Annotated in this window: 12 protein-coding genes; all 12 read right to left on the reverse strand. The window is 68.9% G+C overall.

Features of this window, described 5'->3' with window-relative positions; genetic code table 11:
• Positions 1-102: 102 nt before the first annotated feature.
• Entirely contained in the window at positions 103-1,962 is a 1,860-nt protein-coding gene (locus J7520_RS11865; protein ID WP_291188492.1) for a sigma 54-interacting transcriptional regulator, read from the reverse strand.
• 100 nt (positions 1,963-2,062) lie between these two features.
• Positions 2,063-2,719 (reverse strand): 3-isopropylmalate dehydratase small subunit, encoded by a 657-nt coding sequence (leuD, locus tag J7520_RS11870; protein WP_291188494.1) that lies wholly within the window; start codon positions 2,717-2,719, stop codon positions 2,063-2,065.
• 2 nt (positions 2,720-2,721) lie between these two features.
• Entirely contained in the window at positions 2,722-4,134 is a 1,413-nt protein-coding gene (gene leuC / locus J7520_RS11875) for a 3-isopropylmalate dehydratase large subunit (protein WP_291188567.1), read from the reverse strand.
• Positions 4,135-4,151: 17 nt separating this feature from the next.
• Positions 4,152-4,523: a hypothetical protein gene (locus J7520_RS11880; RefSeq protein WP_291188496.1), complete on the reverse strand. Its 372-nt coding sequence runs from the start codon at positions 4,521-4,523 to the stop codon at positions 4,152-4,154.
• A gap of 4 nt (positions 4,524-4,527) precedes the next feature.
• Entirely contained in the window at positions 4,528-5,121 is a 594-nt protein-coding gene (locus J7520_RS11885) for an isochorismatase family protein (RefSeq protein WP_291188498.1), read from the reverse strand.
• A gap of 14 nt (positions 5,122-5,135) precedes the next feature.
• The gene (locus tag J7520_RS11890; protein ID WP_291188499.1) at positions 5,136-6,989 is read right to left on the reverse strand and encodes a hydantoinase B/oxoprolinase family protein; all 1,854 of its coding nucleotides are present in this window, start codon (positions 6,987-6,989) and stop codon (positions 5,136-5,138) included.
• A complete protein-coding gene (locus J7520_RS11895) occupies positions 6,986-9,058 on the reverse strand; it encodes a hydantoinase/oxoprolinase family protein (RefSeq protein WP_291188501.1) in 2,073 nt (690 codons plus the stop codon). Before J7520_RS11895 ends, J7520_RS11890 begins: the two co-directional genes overlap by 4 nt.
• A gap of 264 nt (positions 9,059-9,322) precedes the next feature.
• Positions 9,323-10,573 (reverse strand): DUF1329 domain-containing protein, encoded by a 1,251-nt coding sequence (locus tag J7520_RS11900; RefSeq protein WP_291188503.1) that lies wholly within the window; start codon positions 10,571-10,573, stop codon positions 9,323-9,325.
• A 12-nt stretch (positions 10,574-10,585) separates the two neighbouring features.
• Positions 10,586-12,217 carry a DUF1302 family protein gene (locus J7520_RS11905; protein ID WP_291188505.1) on the reverse strand — a complete coding sequence of 544 codons (1,632 nt, stop codon included), beginning with the start codon at positions 12,215-12,217 and terminating at the stop codon, positions 10,586-10,588.
• A gap of 41 nt (positions 12,218-12,258) precedes the next feature.
• Entirely contained in the window at positions 12,259-14,667 is a 2,409-nt protein-coding gene (locus tag J7520_RS11910; protein WP_291188507.1) for an efflux RND transporter permease subunit, read from the reverse strand.
• A complete protein-coding gene (locus tag J7520_RS11915; RefSeq protein ID WP_291188509.1) occupies positions 14,664-15,647 on the reverse strand; it encodes a YCF48-related protein in 984 nt (327 codons plus the stop codon). Before J7520_RS11915 ends, J7520_RS11910 begins: the two co-directional genes overlap by 4 nt.
• Positions 15,640-16,566 carry a hydroxymethylglutaryl-CoA lyase gene (locus tag J7520_RS11920; RefSeq protein WP_291188511.1) on the reverse strand — a complete coding sequence of 309 codons (927 nt, stop codon included), beginning with the start codon at positions 16,564-16,566 and terminating at the stop codon, positions 15,640-15,642. Before J7520_RS11920 ends, J7520_RS11915 begins: the two co-directional genes overlap by 8 nt.

Consider the following 16,566-nt stretch of genomic DNA (forward strand, 5'->3'; position numbering starts at 1 on the left):
GCGTCATTCCCGCGAACGCGGGAATGACGACGCACGGCGACCGACCGCCAGTTGTCTAGGTATGCCTCTCGCGAATCCTGGCGTGACACCGCTTCCGCAGCTTCAGTGCGAATCGGACCGCCGCCGCTTCAGCCGCCGCCACAGCGTCGTCTGGCTGATGCCGAGGAAATCCGCGGCGCGGCTGCGGTTGCCGCTGAACATCGTCAGCGCGCGATGGATCTCTTCCTGCTCGACGGTGCGCAGGTGCCCTTCGCCGCCGGGTTCCAGGCGCGCCACCGCGAACAGCTCCGGCGCGATCGCCGGCAAGGCGTCGACCATCGCCTCGCTGCTGCGGTACAGGCGATGCGAGACGATCAGCCGCTCGACCACGTTCTCCAGCTGGCGCACGTTGCCGGGCCAGTGGTAGCGCCGGAACGCCGGCACCACGCCGTCGACCAGCGCCTTCGCGTCGATCTCGGCGCCGTAGCGCTGCGCCTCGCGCTGGACCATGTACGCGGTCAGCGCGGCGATGTCCTCCGGCCGCTCGCGCAGCGGCGGAATGCGGATCGCGAACGTGCTGATGCGGTAGTAGAGATCCTCGCGGAAGCGGCCGGCGCGCATCTCCTCGGCCAGATCCACGTTGCAGGCGGCGATGAACTTCACGTCGAGCGCGATCGCCTGGCGCGAGCCGACCGGCGTGACTTCCTTCTCCTGCAGCACGCGCAGCAGCTTGGCCTGCTGCGCCAGCGGCAGCGAATTGATCTCGTCGAGGAAGAACGAGCCGTGGTTGGCCGTCTCCAGCAGGCCGGAACGGCCGCCGCTCTTGGCGCTGGTGAACGCGCCGTCGGCGTAGCCGAACAGTTCCGACTCGAACAGGTCGGCCGGAATCGCCGAGCAGTTCACCGCCACGAACGGCCCCTTCGCGTTCGCGCCGGCGGCGTGGATGCAGCGCGCGGCGAGTTCCTTGCCGGTGCCGGTCTCGCCGTGCAGCAGCACGGTGCCGGCGGTGGCGCCGTACACCGCCAGCAGGTTGTGCACCTCGGCCATGCGCTGCGAACGGAACACCAGGCGGCGGCTGTCGTCCTGCGTCTCGGCGACCGGACTCCACTGCACGCTGTAGACGTGGCCGACGGTCTCGCCGGCGAATTCGAACGGCGCCTTGTCGAGCGCGCACAGGCGGTCTTCGAGCAGCAGACGCTCGGAGCGGAAGCTCGGCGCGTCGAGGATGCGGCGGTCGAGCAGGCCGTCGAGGCGGCGGCGCTTGGCGAAGCGCGGCAGCTGCGCGCTCGCCGCCGCGTTCCAGGCCACCGCGCTGCCGTCGAGGTTGGTGATCACCGTCGGATGCGCGCTGCGGTCGAGCACGTACTGCATCAGCGCGGTCTGCTGGCGCTGGCGCTTGTGCTGGCCGGCGACGCGGATCGCCTTGCGCAGCAGGTTGCGGCACGACTCGCGCGAGTAGATCAGCACCGACGCCATGCCCCACTGGTCGGCCAGGTCGCAGGTGTAGCTGGAGCCGACCACCACGCCGTAGCCGTCCTCGCGGCACTGATGGAAGACTTCCTTGATCTCGTCGGCGGTGGTGTAGGTGCGGTGCGTCACCTCGATGTCGTCGAACACCTTGAGCACGTCGAGGTCGGTCTTCTGGCGCTCGTAGGTGAGCAGCAGGATGCGCCGCGAGATGCGCCGCGCGGTCAGCACCGCCTGGATCAGGTCGGCGGAGCTGACGCGCAGGCCGAGCACCGGCACCGACAAGGTGTCCTGCAGGTAGAACGCGTTCGCGCCGGCGCTGACGAAGATGTCGACCTGCTGCTGCTCGATCAGCTCGCGCGCGGCGCGCACCGCGTCGTTGAAGATGTTGTCGATGATGTTGATGCGCGCGACCGCCTCGAACTCGCCGATCAGGCTGTGCACCATCTGGCTGAACTTGGAATTGCCGATCAGGCAGATGCGCGGCTTGCTCTGAGCGACGTTGGCGAAATCCATGCAGCCCCCTGACCGGAAACCTTACCTGCGACCGCCGACGGCGCCGCCGGTTCGCATCATCGGCCCGGCCGGACGGCCGGGCAACACGACCGATCCTGGCCTAGACCGCATCGCCGCGCCCCTGCCGAAAGGCCCAGGGCTCGACCGCGCGGCGGCGCGCCTCGTAGGCGCGGATGCGCTCGGCCAGCAGCAGGGTCTCGCCGATCTGGTCCAGGCCGTTCAGCAGGTTGCGGCGGCGCCCCTCGTCGAGGGCGAAGGTCCAGCTCGCCTGCGCCACGCTCAGCGTGGCGGTGGCGACGTCGACCTCGGCCTCGAGCCCCGGCTGCGCGCGGACCTGCCCGAACAGGCGATCGACCACGTCCTGCCCGAGCGTGATCGCGAGCAGGCCGTTGTTGAAGCAGTTGTTGCGGAAGATGTCGCCGTAGCTCGGCGCGATCAGCACGCGCACGCCGAAGTCGCGCAGCGCCCACACCGCGTGCTCGCGGCTGGAACCGCAGCCGAAATTGGCCTGCGCCAGCACCACGGTGCCGCTGCGGTACGGCGGCCGGTTCAGCACGAAATCCGGGTTCGGACGGCGCGCGGCGATCGGCGTGTCGATCTCGCCGGGATCGAGCCAGCGCTCCTCGTCGAACAGGAAATCGCCGAAGCCGGAAGCATCGAGGCTCTTCAGGTACTGCTTGGGCAGCAGCATGTCGGTGTCGACGTTGGCGCGGTCGATCGGGATCACGATGCCGCGATGGCGGATCAAGGGTTGCATGCTCACAGCTCCCGGACGTCGATCAGCGCGCCGGCCAGCGCCGCCGCCGCGGCCATCGCCGGCGACACCAGATGCGTGCGCCCGCCGCGCCCTTGGCGGCCTTCGAAATTGCGGTTGGACGTCGACGCGCAGCGTTCGCCGGGCGCGAGGCGGTCCGCGTTCATGCCCAGGCACATCGAGCAGCCCGGCGCGCGCCACTCGAAGCCGGCGTCGATGAACACTTCGTCCAGTCCTTCGTGCTCGGCCTGCAGGGCGACCAAGCCCGAGCCCGGCACCGCCAGCGCCAGCTTGACGCGCGGGTCGATGCGGCGGCCGCGCAGCACGCGCGCGGCGGCGCGCAGGTCCTCGATGCGCGCGTTGGTGCACGAGCCGATGAACACCTTGTCGATCGGCGTGCCCTGGATCGGCCGGCCGGCTTCCAGGCCCATGTAGGCCAGCGCGCGCGACCAGTCGTTGCGCTGCACCTCGTCGCGCGCGTCGTGCAGATCCGGCACGCGGCCGGAGATCGGCACGACCATCTCCGGCGAGGTGCCCCAGGTGACGCACGGCGCGACGTCGTCGGCGTGCAGCTCGACGATGCGGTCGAAGTACGCGCCGTCGTCCGAGCGCAGGTCCTGCCAATGGCGCACCGCGGCCGTCCACTGCGCGCCGCCGGGCGCAAACGGCCGCCCTTCGACGTAGTCCTGCGTGACCCGGTCGTAGTCGATCAGGCCGACGCGCGCGCCGGCCTCGATGCTCATGTTGCACAAGGTCATGCGCGCTTCCATCGACAGCGCCTCGACGGCGCTGCCGCGGAACTCGATCGCGTGGCCGCTCGCGCCGGCGGTGCCGATGCGGCCGATCAGGTGCAGGGCGAGGTCCTTGGCGACCACGCCGTCGTCGAGCCGGCCGTCGACGACCACCGCCATGTTCTTCGACTTGCGGCTGCGCAGCGTCTGCGTCGCCAGCACGTGCTCGACCTCGCTGCTGCCGATGCCGTGCGCGAGCGCGGCGAGCGCGCCGTGCGTGGCGGTGTGCGAATCGCCGCAGACGACGGTCATGCCCGGCAGGGTCAGCCCCTGCTCCGGACCGACCACGTGCACGATGCCCTGGCGCAGGTCGCCGAGCGGGAACAGCGGCACGTCGAAGTCGCGGCAGTTCGCTTCCAGGGTGGAGACCTGGCGCCGCGCGATCGGGTCGTCGAAGCCGCCGAGGCCGAGTTCGCGCAGCACGGTCGGCACGTTGTGGTCGGGCGTGGCCAGCGTCGCGTCCGTGCGCCAGGGCTTGCGGCCCATGCGGCGCAGGTTCGAGAACGCCTGCGGCGACGTCACCTCGTGCAGCAGGTGCAGATCGATGTAGAGCAGGCTCGAACCGTCGTCGAGATCGGCGACGCGATGGGTGTCCCAGAGCTTGTCGTAGAGCGTCCTGGCGGTCACGGTCTTGGGTCCGGGCATCAGCGATAGGGAATCCAGCGATACAGCTCCGCGCCGCTCGGATCGGGCACGCGATAGCCGCACCAGCTGTCGAGGCGTCCGTCGCCGAGCGGACGGACGATGCAGTACGGGCGCGCGCACGCCGCTTCGTCGACGTGCTCCGTCGCCAGCCGTTCGCGCGCGCGTTGCAGGCGTTCCTCGCCGGCTTCCGCGGCGCCGCGGTCGAGGCGCGCGACGTGGCCGCGGAAACGCTCGACCCAGGCGGCGACGTAGTCGCGGCACGACGGCGGCGTGCCCGCGTCCGGCGATGCCGCGTCGACGACTGGCGCGGCGGCGGCGACCGGCGCGCGCGATCCGCCGCCGGCCGCGCACGCCGTCAGCGCGAGCGCCACGACGCTAGCCGCCGAACAGCGCCAGACAGACATCGAGATCGACCACATCGGCGTACTTCAATTGCAGGTCGCGCAGGTTCGCCGCGTGCGCGACCGGATCGCGGTCGCCGACGGCCTGCTCGGGGATCAGCACGCGCAGGTCGTTCTGCAGCGCGTCCAGCGCCGTCGCGCGCACGCAGCCGCTGGTGGTGAGTCCGGTGACGACCACGCCGTCGACGCCGGCCTCGCGCAGCCGCTGCGCCAGGTCGGTACCGAAGAACCCGCTGGCGGCGCGCTTGACGATCACCGCCTCTCCCGGCGCGGGCGCGACGCGCGCGTCGATCTCCACCAGCGGCGAGCCGGCGGCGAGATCGTTCAGCGCCGGCAGCTTCTCGCGGAACACGCGCGCCTGATCGGGCGAGTCGTACATCACCGTGGTGAAGTACACCGGCGCGCCGCGCGCGCGGAACGCGGCGAGCAGGCGCTGGTTGGCCGCGATCACCGCCTCGCAGGGCGCGGCGAGGCGGCTGCGCGAAGGGTCGGTGAAGCCGACCGAAAGATCGACCAGGATCAGCGCGTACCGCCGCGCCGCGTCGAGTCGACGGGATTCGAGCGCCATGCCGCGTTCCTCGCTCAGGTCCACACCGGTGTCGCCGGCGCCGGCAGGCCGGTTTCTTCCAGGCAACGCTGTTTCAGCTCGTCGAGCGTGCCGCCGCGGTTGAACAGGCCGATCGGTTCGCGCGATTGCGCCATCGTCGCACGCAAGGTGCGCGTCGCCACCTCGTCGACCGCGTCGCCGGCGACGACCACGCCGTAGCGGCGCGCGCCGTCGACGCTGACCAGGCTCTTGCGCACGTCGGCGAGCACCTTGGCCGGCTCGCGCTGCAACGGATCGCCCCAGCCGCCGGCGCCCCAGGTGTCGAACAGCAGCAGGTCGCCGGCCTTGACCTTCACGTTGTCGCACTTGGAGGCGAGGATCTGCCGGCTGCCGTCGCCGCGCACCAGTTCCTTGCGGCTGCGCTGGCCCGGCTCGCCGCCGTTGACGCCCCAGGGGTGGGTCAGCCAGCGGTCGTCGTGGATGGAGATGTCGCCGTCGGCGAGCAGCCGGTAGGCGACGCGCAGGCCGTTGCCGCCGCGATGCAGGCCGGCGCCGCCGGAATCGCAGATCGTCTCGTAGGTCTCGATGCGCAGCGGGAAGTACGCCTCGATGTATTCGTTCGGGACGTTGGTGAAGCCCGGCCACAGCGAATGCCCGTCCGGACCGTCGCCGGCCGGCCGGCCCGGGATGCCGCCGAAGCCGATCTGGAACAGCTGGAACCACTCGCCGGCGGCGTCATAGCCCGAATACATGAAATGCGGCGAGTCGGAGAAGCCGGCCGCGTTCATCGCCTGCGGCGCGCCCTGGCCGAGCAGGCCGCCCATCACGTCGAAGATGCGCCCGAGCAGGTGCGTGCGGCACGACAGCGCCGCGGGGAAGTTCGGCTTCAGGATCGAGCCTTTCGGAATGCGCACTTCGACCAGGTCGTAGAAGCCGTCGTTGAGCAGGATCGCCGGATCGAACAGGCTGATCGTCAGCGCGCCGAAGAAGATCTTGAACATCTCCTCGTTGAGGTAGAAGTTCACCGAGGAACTGGCCTGCGGATCGGTGCCCTCGAAGTCGAAGATCGCCTTGTCGCCCTCGCGCCAGAGCGCGCAGCGCACCGTGTACGGGCCGAAGCCGGCGCCGTCGTCGCAGATGTAGTCCTCGAACACCTGGCGCGTCTCCGGCACCACGCGCTGGATGACTTCCTTCATCGCGCGGTAGGTGCGTTCGAGCATCGACTGCTGCGCGCTGTGGAACACGTCGTCGCCGAAGCGCTCGGCCAGTTCCACGCAGCGCCGGCCGGCGCTGCGGCAGCCGGCGACGATCGCGTTGAGGTCGGAGCGGTTCCAGCGCGGCATGCGCACGTTGTGCAGGATCACGTCGAGCATGTCGGCGTTGAGTTCGCCGCGCCGATAGAGCTTCACCGGCGGAATGCGGATGCCTTCTTCCCAGATCGTGCGCGCGTCGGTCGGCAGGCTGCCGGGCACCTTGCCGCCGACGTCGGACATGTGGCCGAACATCGCCGAGTAGTTGATCAGGCGGCCGTCCTTGAAGATCGGCATCAGCACCAGCCAGTCGGGCAGATGGCTGACCGCGCCGTTGCACAGGTACGGATCGTTGGTGAGGAACACGTCGCCTTCCTCGACCGTGCCGTCGTAGCCCTGCAACAGGCCGGCGATGAACGAGCCGAACTGGCCGACCAGCATCTTGCCGTCGTGGGTGGCGATGATCGGGAACGCGTCGCCCTGCTCGCGGATGCCGGGGCTCATCGCGGTGCGGAACAGCACCGCGTCCATCTCGCTGCGCGCGTTGGCGAGCGCGTTCTCGACGATGTCGACGGTGATCGCGTCGACCTCGACGCGGCGGAACGGCGCCGGGTTGGATTGAACGATGCGTGCGCTCATGCCGCTTTCTCCTCGCTGCCGGGACGGATCAGCAGGTTGCCGACCTCGTCGACGACCGCATGGTGATCCGGCAGGATCAAGGTCGTCGAATCCATTTCGAACACGATCGCCGGCCCGTCGACGCGCCGCTTCGGCGCGAGACGGGAACGGTCGTACAGGGTCGCCGTGTGGTCGCGGCCGGCGTAGTGGATCGTCTGCGTGCCGATCACCGCGGCGGTGGCATCGGCGCCGGCGTCGTCGGCCGCCTTGTCGGCGATCGCCGGGCGTGGCGCGCGCGCGATCGCGCGCAGGCTGACCAGCTCGTGCGCCTCGTTGAGAGCGAAGGTGAACTGGCGCTCGTGCTCGGCGTCGAACGCGTGCGCGAGCGCTTCCAGCCCCTGCTTGCGCACCTCGGCCGGATCGATCTCCAGCGTCAGCAGCAGCGCCTGGCCCTGGTAGCGCACGTCGGCCTGCCAGTTGATCTGCTGCTGGTCGAGCGGAATGTCCTGCGCGGCCAGCGACACGCGCACGGCGTCGCCGAGCTGATCGAGCGCTTCGGCCACTTCGTCCGCGGTGATTTCGGTGAGCCGCCGCACCAGCGAGCGCGAGGCCTCGTCCTTGATGCGCGTGGTCGCGTCGCCGTAGGCGCACAGCACGCCCGGTCCCGGCGGCACGATCACCGGCCAGGCGTTCATCAGGATGCCGAGCGCGTTGCCGTGCAGGGGACCGGCGCCGCCGAACGCGCACAGCGCGAAGTCGCGCGGGTCGTAGCCCTGCTCGACGCTGATCAGGCGCAGCGCGCCGTACATGCGTTCGTTGGCGATGCGCACGATGCCTTCGGCCGCCTCGTGCAGCGCGACGCCCATCGCGTCGGCGATCTTCTGCACCGCCGCGGTGGCGAGATCCAGGCGCACCTGGAAATCGCCGCCGAGCTTCTGCGTCGACGGCAGATAGCCGAGCACGATGTTGGCGTCGGTGACGGTGGCCTGAGTGCCGCCGCGATCGTACGCGGCAGGACCCGGCACCGCGCCGGCGCTCTCCGGGCCGACGCGCAGCGCGCGCGTCAGCTCCGGCACGAAGGCGATCGAGCCGCCGCCGGCGCCGACCGTGCGCACGTCGACCGACGGCGCGCGCACGGCGATGTCGCCGACGCGCGTCTCGCGGCGCACGCGGGCGTGGTTGTCGTCGATCAACGCGACGTCGGTTGAGGTGCCGCCGACGTCGCAGGTCAGCACCTTCGAGTAACCGCCGCGCGAACAGAACCAGATCGCGCCGGCGACGCCGCCGGCGGGACCGGACAGCAGCATGTTGACCGGTGCCTGCGCCGCCGACTGGCTGGTCGCCAGACCGCCGTCGGAACGCAGGATCGCCAGGCGCACGTCGGGGCGCAGCCGCTGCTGCAGTTCCTCTTGCAGATGCCGCACGTAGTGCGCGACCTGCGGGCGCACGTAGCTGTTGACGACTGTCGTCTCGGTGCGCTCGTACTCCTGCATCTCCGGCACGACTTCCGAGGACAGCGACACTGGCACGCCGGGCAGCACGTCGGCGGCGATCTCGGCGATGCGCTGCTCGTGCGCGTCGTTGCGGTAGGCGTTGATCAGGCTCACGGTCAGCGCCTCGACGCCGGCCTCGCGCAGGCGGCGCAGGCCGACGCGCACGCCGTCCTCGTCGAGCGCGCGCACCACTTCGCCGCGCGCGTCGACGCGCTCGTCGGCTTCGATGGTGAGTTCCAGCGGTGCCAGCAGCTCGCCCTTGTTGAAGATGACCCAGCCGCCGAGGCCGCCGGGCACGAACGAGCGCGCGATGTGCAGCACCTGCTTGTAGCCGCGCGTCGTCACCAGGCCGACGCGTGCGCCGCGGCGGGTCAGGATCGCGTTCGTCGCCACGGTCGTGCCGTGCATCACCGAATGGATCTGCGACGGCGCCACGCCCGAGCTGCGGCAGATCTTGTCGATGCCGTCCAGCACCGCGATCGACGGATCGTGCGGTGTCGACGGCACCTTCGCCGTGAAGCTCTCTCCGCTCGCCTCGTTCATCAACAACAGGTCGGTGAACGTGCCACCGACATCCACACCCAATCGAAAACCCATGACTGCTCCGTTCGGCAACCGGCCAGGGCCGGCGTGTTCTTGAATCGTTGCGAGTTGATCGTTGTCAGGAGCCTGCGCGCGCCAGAAGCTCGATACTCCGGAGTCGAGCTGTCACCTCTCCCGCTCGCGGGAGAGGTCGCGCCGCAGGCGCGGGTGAGGGAACACTTGAAGGCCCCTCTCAAGGCCTCCCTCATCCGCCTGCCGGCACCTTCTCCCGCAAGCGGGAGAAGGATCCAGTAGAAACCCTTTGACGTCGTCCGCGCGTCAGCGCGCCGCCTTCTCCAGCTCTCCCAGATTCACGTTGTCGGCCTTGATGCCAGGCGTGTTGAGCTTGGCCGAGTCGGCGAGGATGAACACCGTGCCGTGACGGCGCTGGTAGTCGATCGTGAAACCGGCGGCCGAGATGATGCCCTTGTCGCCGTCCTCGGTCTTGATCGTCTTCAGGTGGTAGTTCATCCACTTCCAGAACTCGCCTTTGCGGTCGTACGCCTCGGCCTGGTAGAAGCGCGGGAACTGCGCGTCCATGTACAGCACCTTCTTGCTGTAGGGATGCTCGGGCGGCGTGACCGCCTCGATCACCCACACCTCACGCGGCTCCCAGCCGTCCTTCGGATTCCAGTGCGGCGCGCCGTCGAGGTCGATCACCGGGAATTCCGCGTTGCCGCTCGCCTTGGTGTCCCAGGTCTTCGTCGTCGAGTTGGCGACGGCGAGGATCCAGCGCTTGCCGATCAGCTTGTAGTCGGCGTACCAGCTCGGGTGCGCGTTGAAGATCTCGATGTCGTCGTTGAGCTGGTCGGTGCCGCCGATCGGGTCCATCCAGGTGCCGCCGGACAGGCGCCGCGTGCGCCGCACCGACTTCAGGTACGCCCACGAGTCCTCGAGCTTCGGCGAGTCGTAGCGCACCGTGAAAAGACCCAGACCACGGATGTCGCTCGGATAGGTCGCGTAGAGCAGGGTCTTGGTCAGGATCGAACCGTCGCCCTCCACCACCGGATCGGCACCGAGGCGTCCCTTCATGTAGTAGCGCTGGAACGCCCACTCCTGGCGCCGCTCCAGGCCGCCCTTCTCGCCGATGAAGAGATAGGCGAACTTAGGATAGTCCTGCAGGTTCTTGATCGGCTGCGCGTAGTGGTGGTTCCAGATCAGCTTGGCCGCGGCGTCCGGATCGTTGGCTTCCACCTTCGGAAACGGAATGCCGCCGACCCAGCCTTCGACCTGGCGCGTGTCGTGGTTGTACTTGGCCTTGCCGGCATTGTCCTGCGTGGCCTTGAGGTAATCGCGGCCGAGTTCGACCGGCTGCGAGGCCTTCAGCGTGATCGTCAGCCCTTCGTCCTTGATCAGCTTCTGCATGCGCTCGGTCAGCAGATCGGAGATCGCGTGGTTCTCGAAGCTGTCGGACAGATGCGTGGCGAGGTTGGAGGCATTCAGCACGGTGCCGGGCTTGAGCTCGGCGGCGCCGACCGCCGCGGTGAAGGACAGTGTGGCCAATGCGAGGGTGGAAACGAGGATTCTCATCGCGATGCTCCGTCAGAACTGGTACGTCACGCGGACGGACAGTTGGTTGTTGCCGTCGAAGTAGCCGAACAGGTTGGTGTCGTTGAAGCCGGTCAGCGCGCGCTTCTGGTACTTGCGGTTGAAGAACAGGTCGGCCTCGGCCTTGATGCGCCAGTGGTTGCCGTAGGCGAACTCGACGCTGGGGATGACGAAGCCGCCGCCGTAGCTGAGATCGGTGCCCACCGCCAGCGTCGGGTTGATGCGATCGCTGTTGTAGTTCATGCCGAGGATCGCGGTGAGGATCGCCGAGTGCTGCTTGGTGCGTCCGCCGAAGCCGGCCAGGTTGACGATCTCGTCCTTGCGGTCGTAGTCGAGGATCCAGGTGTCGAACAGCTGCACCGACAGGAACGAGGGGCGGCTGGTCTTCAGGAACGAGCTCAGGTCGACCTGCTTGTCCATGCGCAACATCAGCTTGACCACGTCGCGCTCGACGATGCCGCAGAAGCCGGGGAAGAACGCGCAGCCGCCGGCCTCACCGGCCTGCACACCGACGTTGTAGGTGTTGTCGGGGATGTAGGACGCCTCCATCGAGAACACCGAGTCGATGCCTTCGAGGTAGCGGTTGGCGGTGATGCCGAACACGTCGATCTGCGGGAAGATCAGCTCGCCGACGGTGGAGCTGCGGTCGGAGCGGTATTCGCCGTGCCAGGCGCCGAGGAAGCTGCGGCCGCTGGTGGCGTTGCCGACGCCGAGCGGGTTGTCCGGATTGGGATTGATCACCGGCACCTGCGCCGGGCCGCGGAACCAGCCGAGCGAGTATTCCCACTTGCCGGCCACCGCCTTCCAGCGCAGGCCGAGCGCGTCGTCGTCCATGCGCGCGTCCTTGTGGTCGTAGTTGTACGGCACGTCGGCGCCGAACGGCGCCGCGGCGAAGGTGATGCCGCGGTTGGGCGTGTTCGCCCAGCGCCCGCCTTCGACGTCGTAGCTGTTGCCGCGCTGGTCGGCCGAGTTCATGCGGCCGGGGATGTAGACGAACTGCAGGCTGCCGTCGACGGCGTCGAAGCGCTGCACGACGTTGGCCATCCACAGCGGCTTGCGCAGCTCCTCGTTCTCCGCCTCGAGGAACGAGCGCCAGCGGAAGTCGTAGCCGTGGATGACGTCCATCGACTGGAAGAAGTCGGTCTCGCCCCACACCACCTGCTGCTTGCCCAGCTTGATCGTGGTGCCCGGACGCAGGTCGGTCTGCCACCAGAACTCGCGCACCTCGGCCTTGTTGTAGACGTCGTCCATCAGGTCGACGCTGGAACGGCGGCGGTTGCTGAAGAGGTCGGTGGCGGCGTACTGGTCGGCGACCTTCTGCAGGTCCTTCAGGTAGCTGGTCTCGTACTCCTGCGAACCGCGCAGCGAGATGTTGACCTTGGAGTTGCCGAAATCCTTGAACAGGTTCAGCTTGAGGCTGCCGCGCAGCATCGACAGGTCGTACTTGTAGTCGCCCTTCGGCGCGCCGTTGTTGGTCGGATCGGCGAGGTACGGATTGTCGAGGTTCATCGACAGGTGGCCGCGCAGGTAGCCGCTGACTTCCCAGCCGTCGAGGAAGCCGTCGTCGGCGCGGCTGGTGCCGGCCAGGCCGAGTCCGGCCAGCGCGGCGACGCAAGCCAGGTGCAACGCGTGCGATCTCGGCGCCGAGACGCCGTGTTCTGTTCTTCTCATATCGTCCCCCTCCGGGCGTAAGACTCTGGGTCGCGGCGGTGCGAGGCCGCCGCCTGTTCCGGAAGCGCGCTTCCGAAGATGAAATCGGGCTTGAACACGAGTGCGAGCGAAGGCATCACGAACAGCGAGGTGAACGCCGACACCATCAGCCACAGGCCGATGAGGATTCCCATCTCGGCCTGGAAGCGCAGCGACGAGCCGGACCACAGCAGCACGCCGGCGGCCAGCGTCAGCGCGGTGAGGATCACGCCGCGGCCGGCGGAGCCGAGCGACTGGCGCACCGCGTCCTGCGGCGAGGCGCCGGGATGCTTCTCCAGGTGTTCCTTGATCGCGTCGACGATGTAGAACGCGTAGTCGACGCCGAGGCCGATGCCGAGCGCGACCACCGGCAAGGTGCTGATGCTCATGCCGATGCCGTGCCAGGCCATGTAGGCGAAGGTCACCACGTTGGAGATCAGCACCGGGATGATGAAGAACACGCCGCTGACCGACGAGCGGTACACCACCAGGCAGCAGAGCACCACGACCAGGAAGGCCAGCGCGATCGCCTCGATCTGGTCGCGCAGCAGGATCTCGTTGACCGCCGCGGTGATGCCGAGCACGCCGCCGGCCAGCTTCGCCTCGGCCTGCGGCATCGGGTTGTCGGCGATGAACTGCTTGCCGTTGTGGATCGCGTGGCGCAGCGTCTCGCCCTTGTGGTCGCGGAAGAACAACGTGACCGCGCCGTTCTTGAAGTGCACGTCGCTGAACTGGTCGAGGTCGTCCGGGTCGGCGCCCTGCATGTAGAAGCTGATCAGCTCGCCGTTCTCGCCCGCGTCGGCGCCGAGCTCGCGGTAGCGCGGATTGCCCTCGTGCAGGTTGCGGCGGATCTCCACCACGATGTCGGCCAGCGACACGCTGCCGCCGATCTCCGGCTGGCGCTCCATGTAGCGCGAGAAGCGCTGCATCCAGTCCAGCACCTCCGGCTGCTTCAGCGCGTCCGGCGCCTTGCCCTCGACGGCGACGAACATCTGCTCGGAACCCGGATACAGGCCGTTGATCAGCGCGCTGTCGCGGTTGAACGAGGAGTCCTGCCAGAGGATCGGTGAGCCGTCGCTGGCGTCGCCCACGGTGATGCGCGTGGCCTCGAACAGGAACCCGGCGAGCAGCACCAGGGTCAGCGGCGCCACCGCGTAGCGCGCCTTGCTCGTCGCCACCCACGTCGCCGCACTGGTGAACAGGCCGAGCACGCGATCGAGCCGGAGCGGATGCACGTAGCGGTCCGGCCGCTCCACCCACGACAGCAGCACCGGCGTCAGGATCACCGCCGAGACGGCGATCGTCATCACCCAGATCGCGCCGATGATGGCGACCTTGTGCATCAGCGGGATCGGCGTGAGGATCACGCACAGGATCGCGCCGGCGTCGGCGTACAAGCCGAGCATGCCGGGGCGGAACAGCTCGCGCATGCTCTGCTCGGCGGCGCGCCGCGGCTCGATCGACTCGCCCACGGCGAGGTCGTCGAAGCGCGTGATCAGCTGCACCGAATGCGAGAACGCGCGCGCGGTGATGATGAAGGCGACCACGATCACCAGCGGATCGAAGTTGTAGCCGAGCAGGCTGCCGACGCCGAGCGCCCAGGTCGCCGAGACCAGGCCGGCCAGCAGCGGCAGCACCGTGCCGCGCCAGGTGCGGCTGATGACGAACAGCAGCACCAGCATCGCCGCCAGCGACAGCAGCGAGATCGACACCGTCTCGCCGAGGTAGTGCGCGACCCAGCCGTACAGGATCGGCTCGCCGACCAGGTGCAGGCTGACCTGCTCTTTCGCCGGCGAGGCGTCGAGGATGGCCTGGATCTGCGGGAAGATCTTCGCGTAGTCGACCAGGTGGTCGTAGAAGTCGACCTGGATCAGCGCCGATTTCAGTTCGGCGTCGACATATAGGCCGTACACCATCGGATTGTTCAGCACCGCCTGGCGCAGCGCGTCGATGTCGGCCTGCGTCTTGGGCACGTCCGGCCACATCATCGGTCGCGTCTCGATGCCTTCGCTGGAGGCGTCGACGCGCTTGAGCTTCTTCGAAGCCAGCGAGGTGATCTGCAGCGGATTGACGCCGTGCACCTGCTGCAGGTCGTAGGTGATGCGGCGGATCTCCTCCAAAACCTGTGTCTTGAAGATGTCGCCGTCCTGCGAGCGCACCAGGATCGTGACGCGATTGCTCGCCGCGAAACTGTCCTGGTACTGCTGGTGCACCTTCACGTACGGATGGTCGTGCGGAACCATGTCGCCGAAGCGCGTGCGCACATCGAGCCGCACGAGGCAGGCGGCGAAGAACAGCGTGATCAGCGCGATGACCGCGCAGACGCCGACGCGATGGCGGATCGAGAACGAGGAAACGGCGGTGGCGAGGTCGAGCAGCTTCTTCATCGCACCGCCTCCGGCCACGCACGGAAGCCGCCGTCGGCGCCGAGCAGGCCGAGGCCGCGGCCGACCAGCACGTCGCCGTCGCGCGAGGCGAGCAGGCGCACCTGATACCCCTTGCCGAGCCCCTGCGGCGTCAGCGCGCGCCACTGCGCCGCGGCGCGGTCGCCGGCGAACAGCGCGCCGCGGTCGCCGACCGCGAGCCAGCCGTCCGGCCGCGCCAGCACGTCGTAGAGGTGCTCCGCGCTGAACCGTTCGATCGGCTGCCAGCTGGCGCCGCCGTCGGCGGAATGGAACGCCTGTCCGCGATTGCCGACCAGCACGCCTTCGGCGCCGGCGAACGCGATCGATTGCAGGCTCTCGCTGCCGAGTTCGGTTTCGGTCCACGTGGCGCCGCCGTCGCGGCTGTGCAGCAGGCGGCCGAATTCGGCGGCGATCCAGATCGAGCCATCCGGGCCGGGGCGGATGCGATTGAAGGCGACGTCGTCGGCATCGCGCAGGCGCTGCCAGTTCGTGCCTTGCGCATCGCCGCGGAACAGCGCGCCCATCTCGCCGACGATCCAGAAATGGCCGTCGAAGAACGCCACGTCGAGCAGCTTGTTGCCGACGTCGCCGACCGGCAGCGTCTGCGCCTCCCAGGCTTCGCCGACGCCGCGGCGCCAGTAGCGGCCGCCGTTGCCGACCGCGACGAGCACGCCGGCGTCCGAAGCCGCGATGCCTTGCAGGTTGGTGACCGGTTGCAGCTGCGTGCGCTGCCATTGGCGCGTCGCTTCCTCGCGCGCCAGCACCGCGCCGCCCTGGCCGACGAACCACAGATGGCCGTCGGCGGCGGCCGCGCCGAAGAACAGGTCGCGGTTCTCGGCCAGCGGCTGCGCCATCGACTCCGCGTCGACGTCGACTTCGACGAAGATCGCCGCGTACGCGAGCCCGGCGATGATGGCCCACGGCGAAACGCGCGCGAGCAGACTGGAGATTCGATCAAGCATGCGCGTGCTTCCTCGCCTGCTCGACGCGCCGGCGCAGCCAGCGGAAGGAATGCCCGCCGAGCGGGCTTTGCAGCAGGTCGCCGCAGCGTTCGACCGCACCGACCAGCGCGTCGAGATCGACGCCGGTTTCCACTCCCATCGATTCGAGCATCAGCACCACGTCTTCGGTGGCCACGTTGCCGCTCGCACCGGGAGAAAAAGGACAGCCGCCGAGCCCCCCGACGGAACTGTCGAAATCGCGCACGCCCAGGTCGAGCGCGGCCAGTACGTTGGCCAGCGCCATGCCACGCGTGTCGTGGAAATGGCAGCCGATGCGCGGCGCGCCGAAGGCATCGGCCAGACGCCGGATCAGCGTGCGCACCTGCGCCGGATTCGCAGCGCCGATGGTGTCGGCGACGATCAGCTTGCGCGCGCCGGCCTCGATCATGGTCGCCGCGAGGCGTTCGACCGTTTCGACCGGCGTCGGTCCCTCGAACGGACATTCGTAGGCGACGGCGAGATAAGCCCATCCGTCCGCGCCGTCGGCGGCGGCGCGCTGCATCAGCGCGGCGCAGACGCTGGCCGTTTCGTCCAGACCCATGTTGATGTTGCGGCGATTCATCGTCTCGGTCGCCGACAGCACGACCGACACGGTGTTCGCGCCGGCGGCGCGGGCGAGTTCGTAGCCGCGCGCGTTCGGCACCAACGCGGAATAGCGCACGCGCTCGCGCTGCGGCAGACGCGCGAACAGCTCGCCGGTGCCGGCCATCTGCGGCACCGCCTTCGGCGAGACGAAGCTGCCGGCCTCGATGCTGGCGAGGCCGGCCGCGACCAGCGCTTCGATCATCGCCAGGCGCTGGTCGAGGTCGAGCGTGCGCGACTGGCTCTGCAGGCCGTCGCGCGGACCGACTTCGTTGATGACGACCCGATCGGCGGCCAT

Source organism: Dokdonella sp. (assembly GCF_017744955.1).
In the GTDB taxonomy this organism is placed as follows: domain Bacteria; phylum Pseudomonadota; class Gammaproteobacteria; order Xanthomonadales; family Rhodanobacteraceae; genus Dokdonella_A.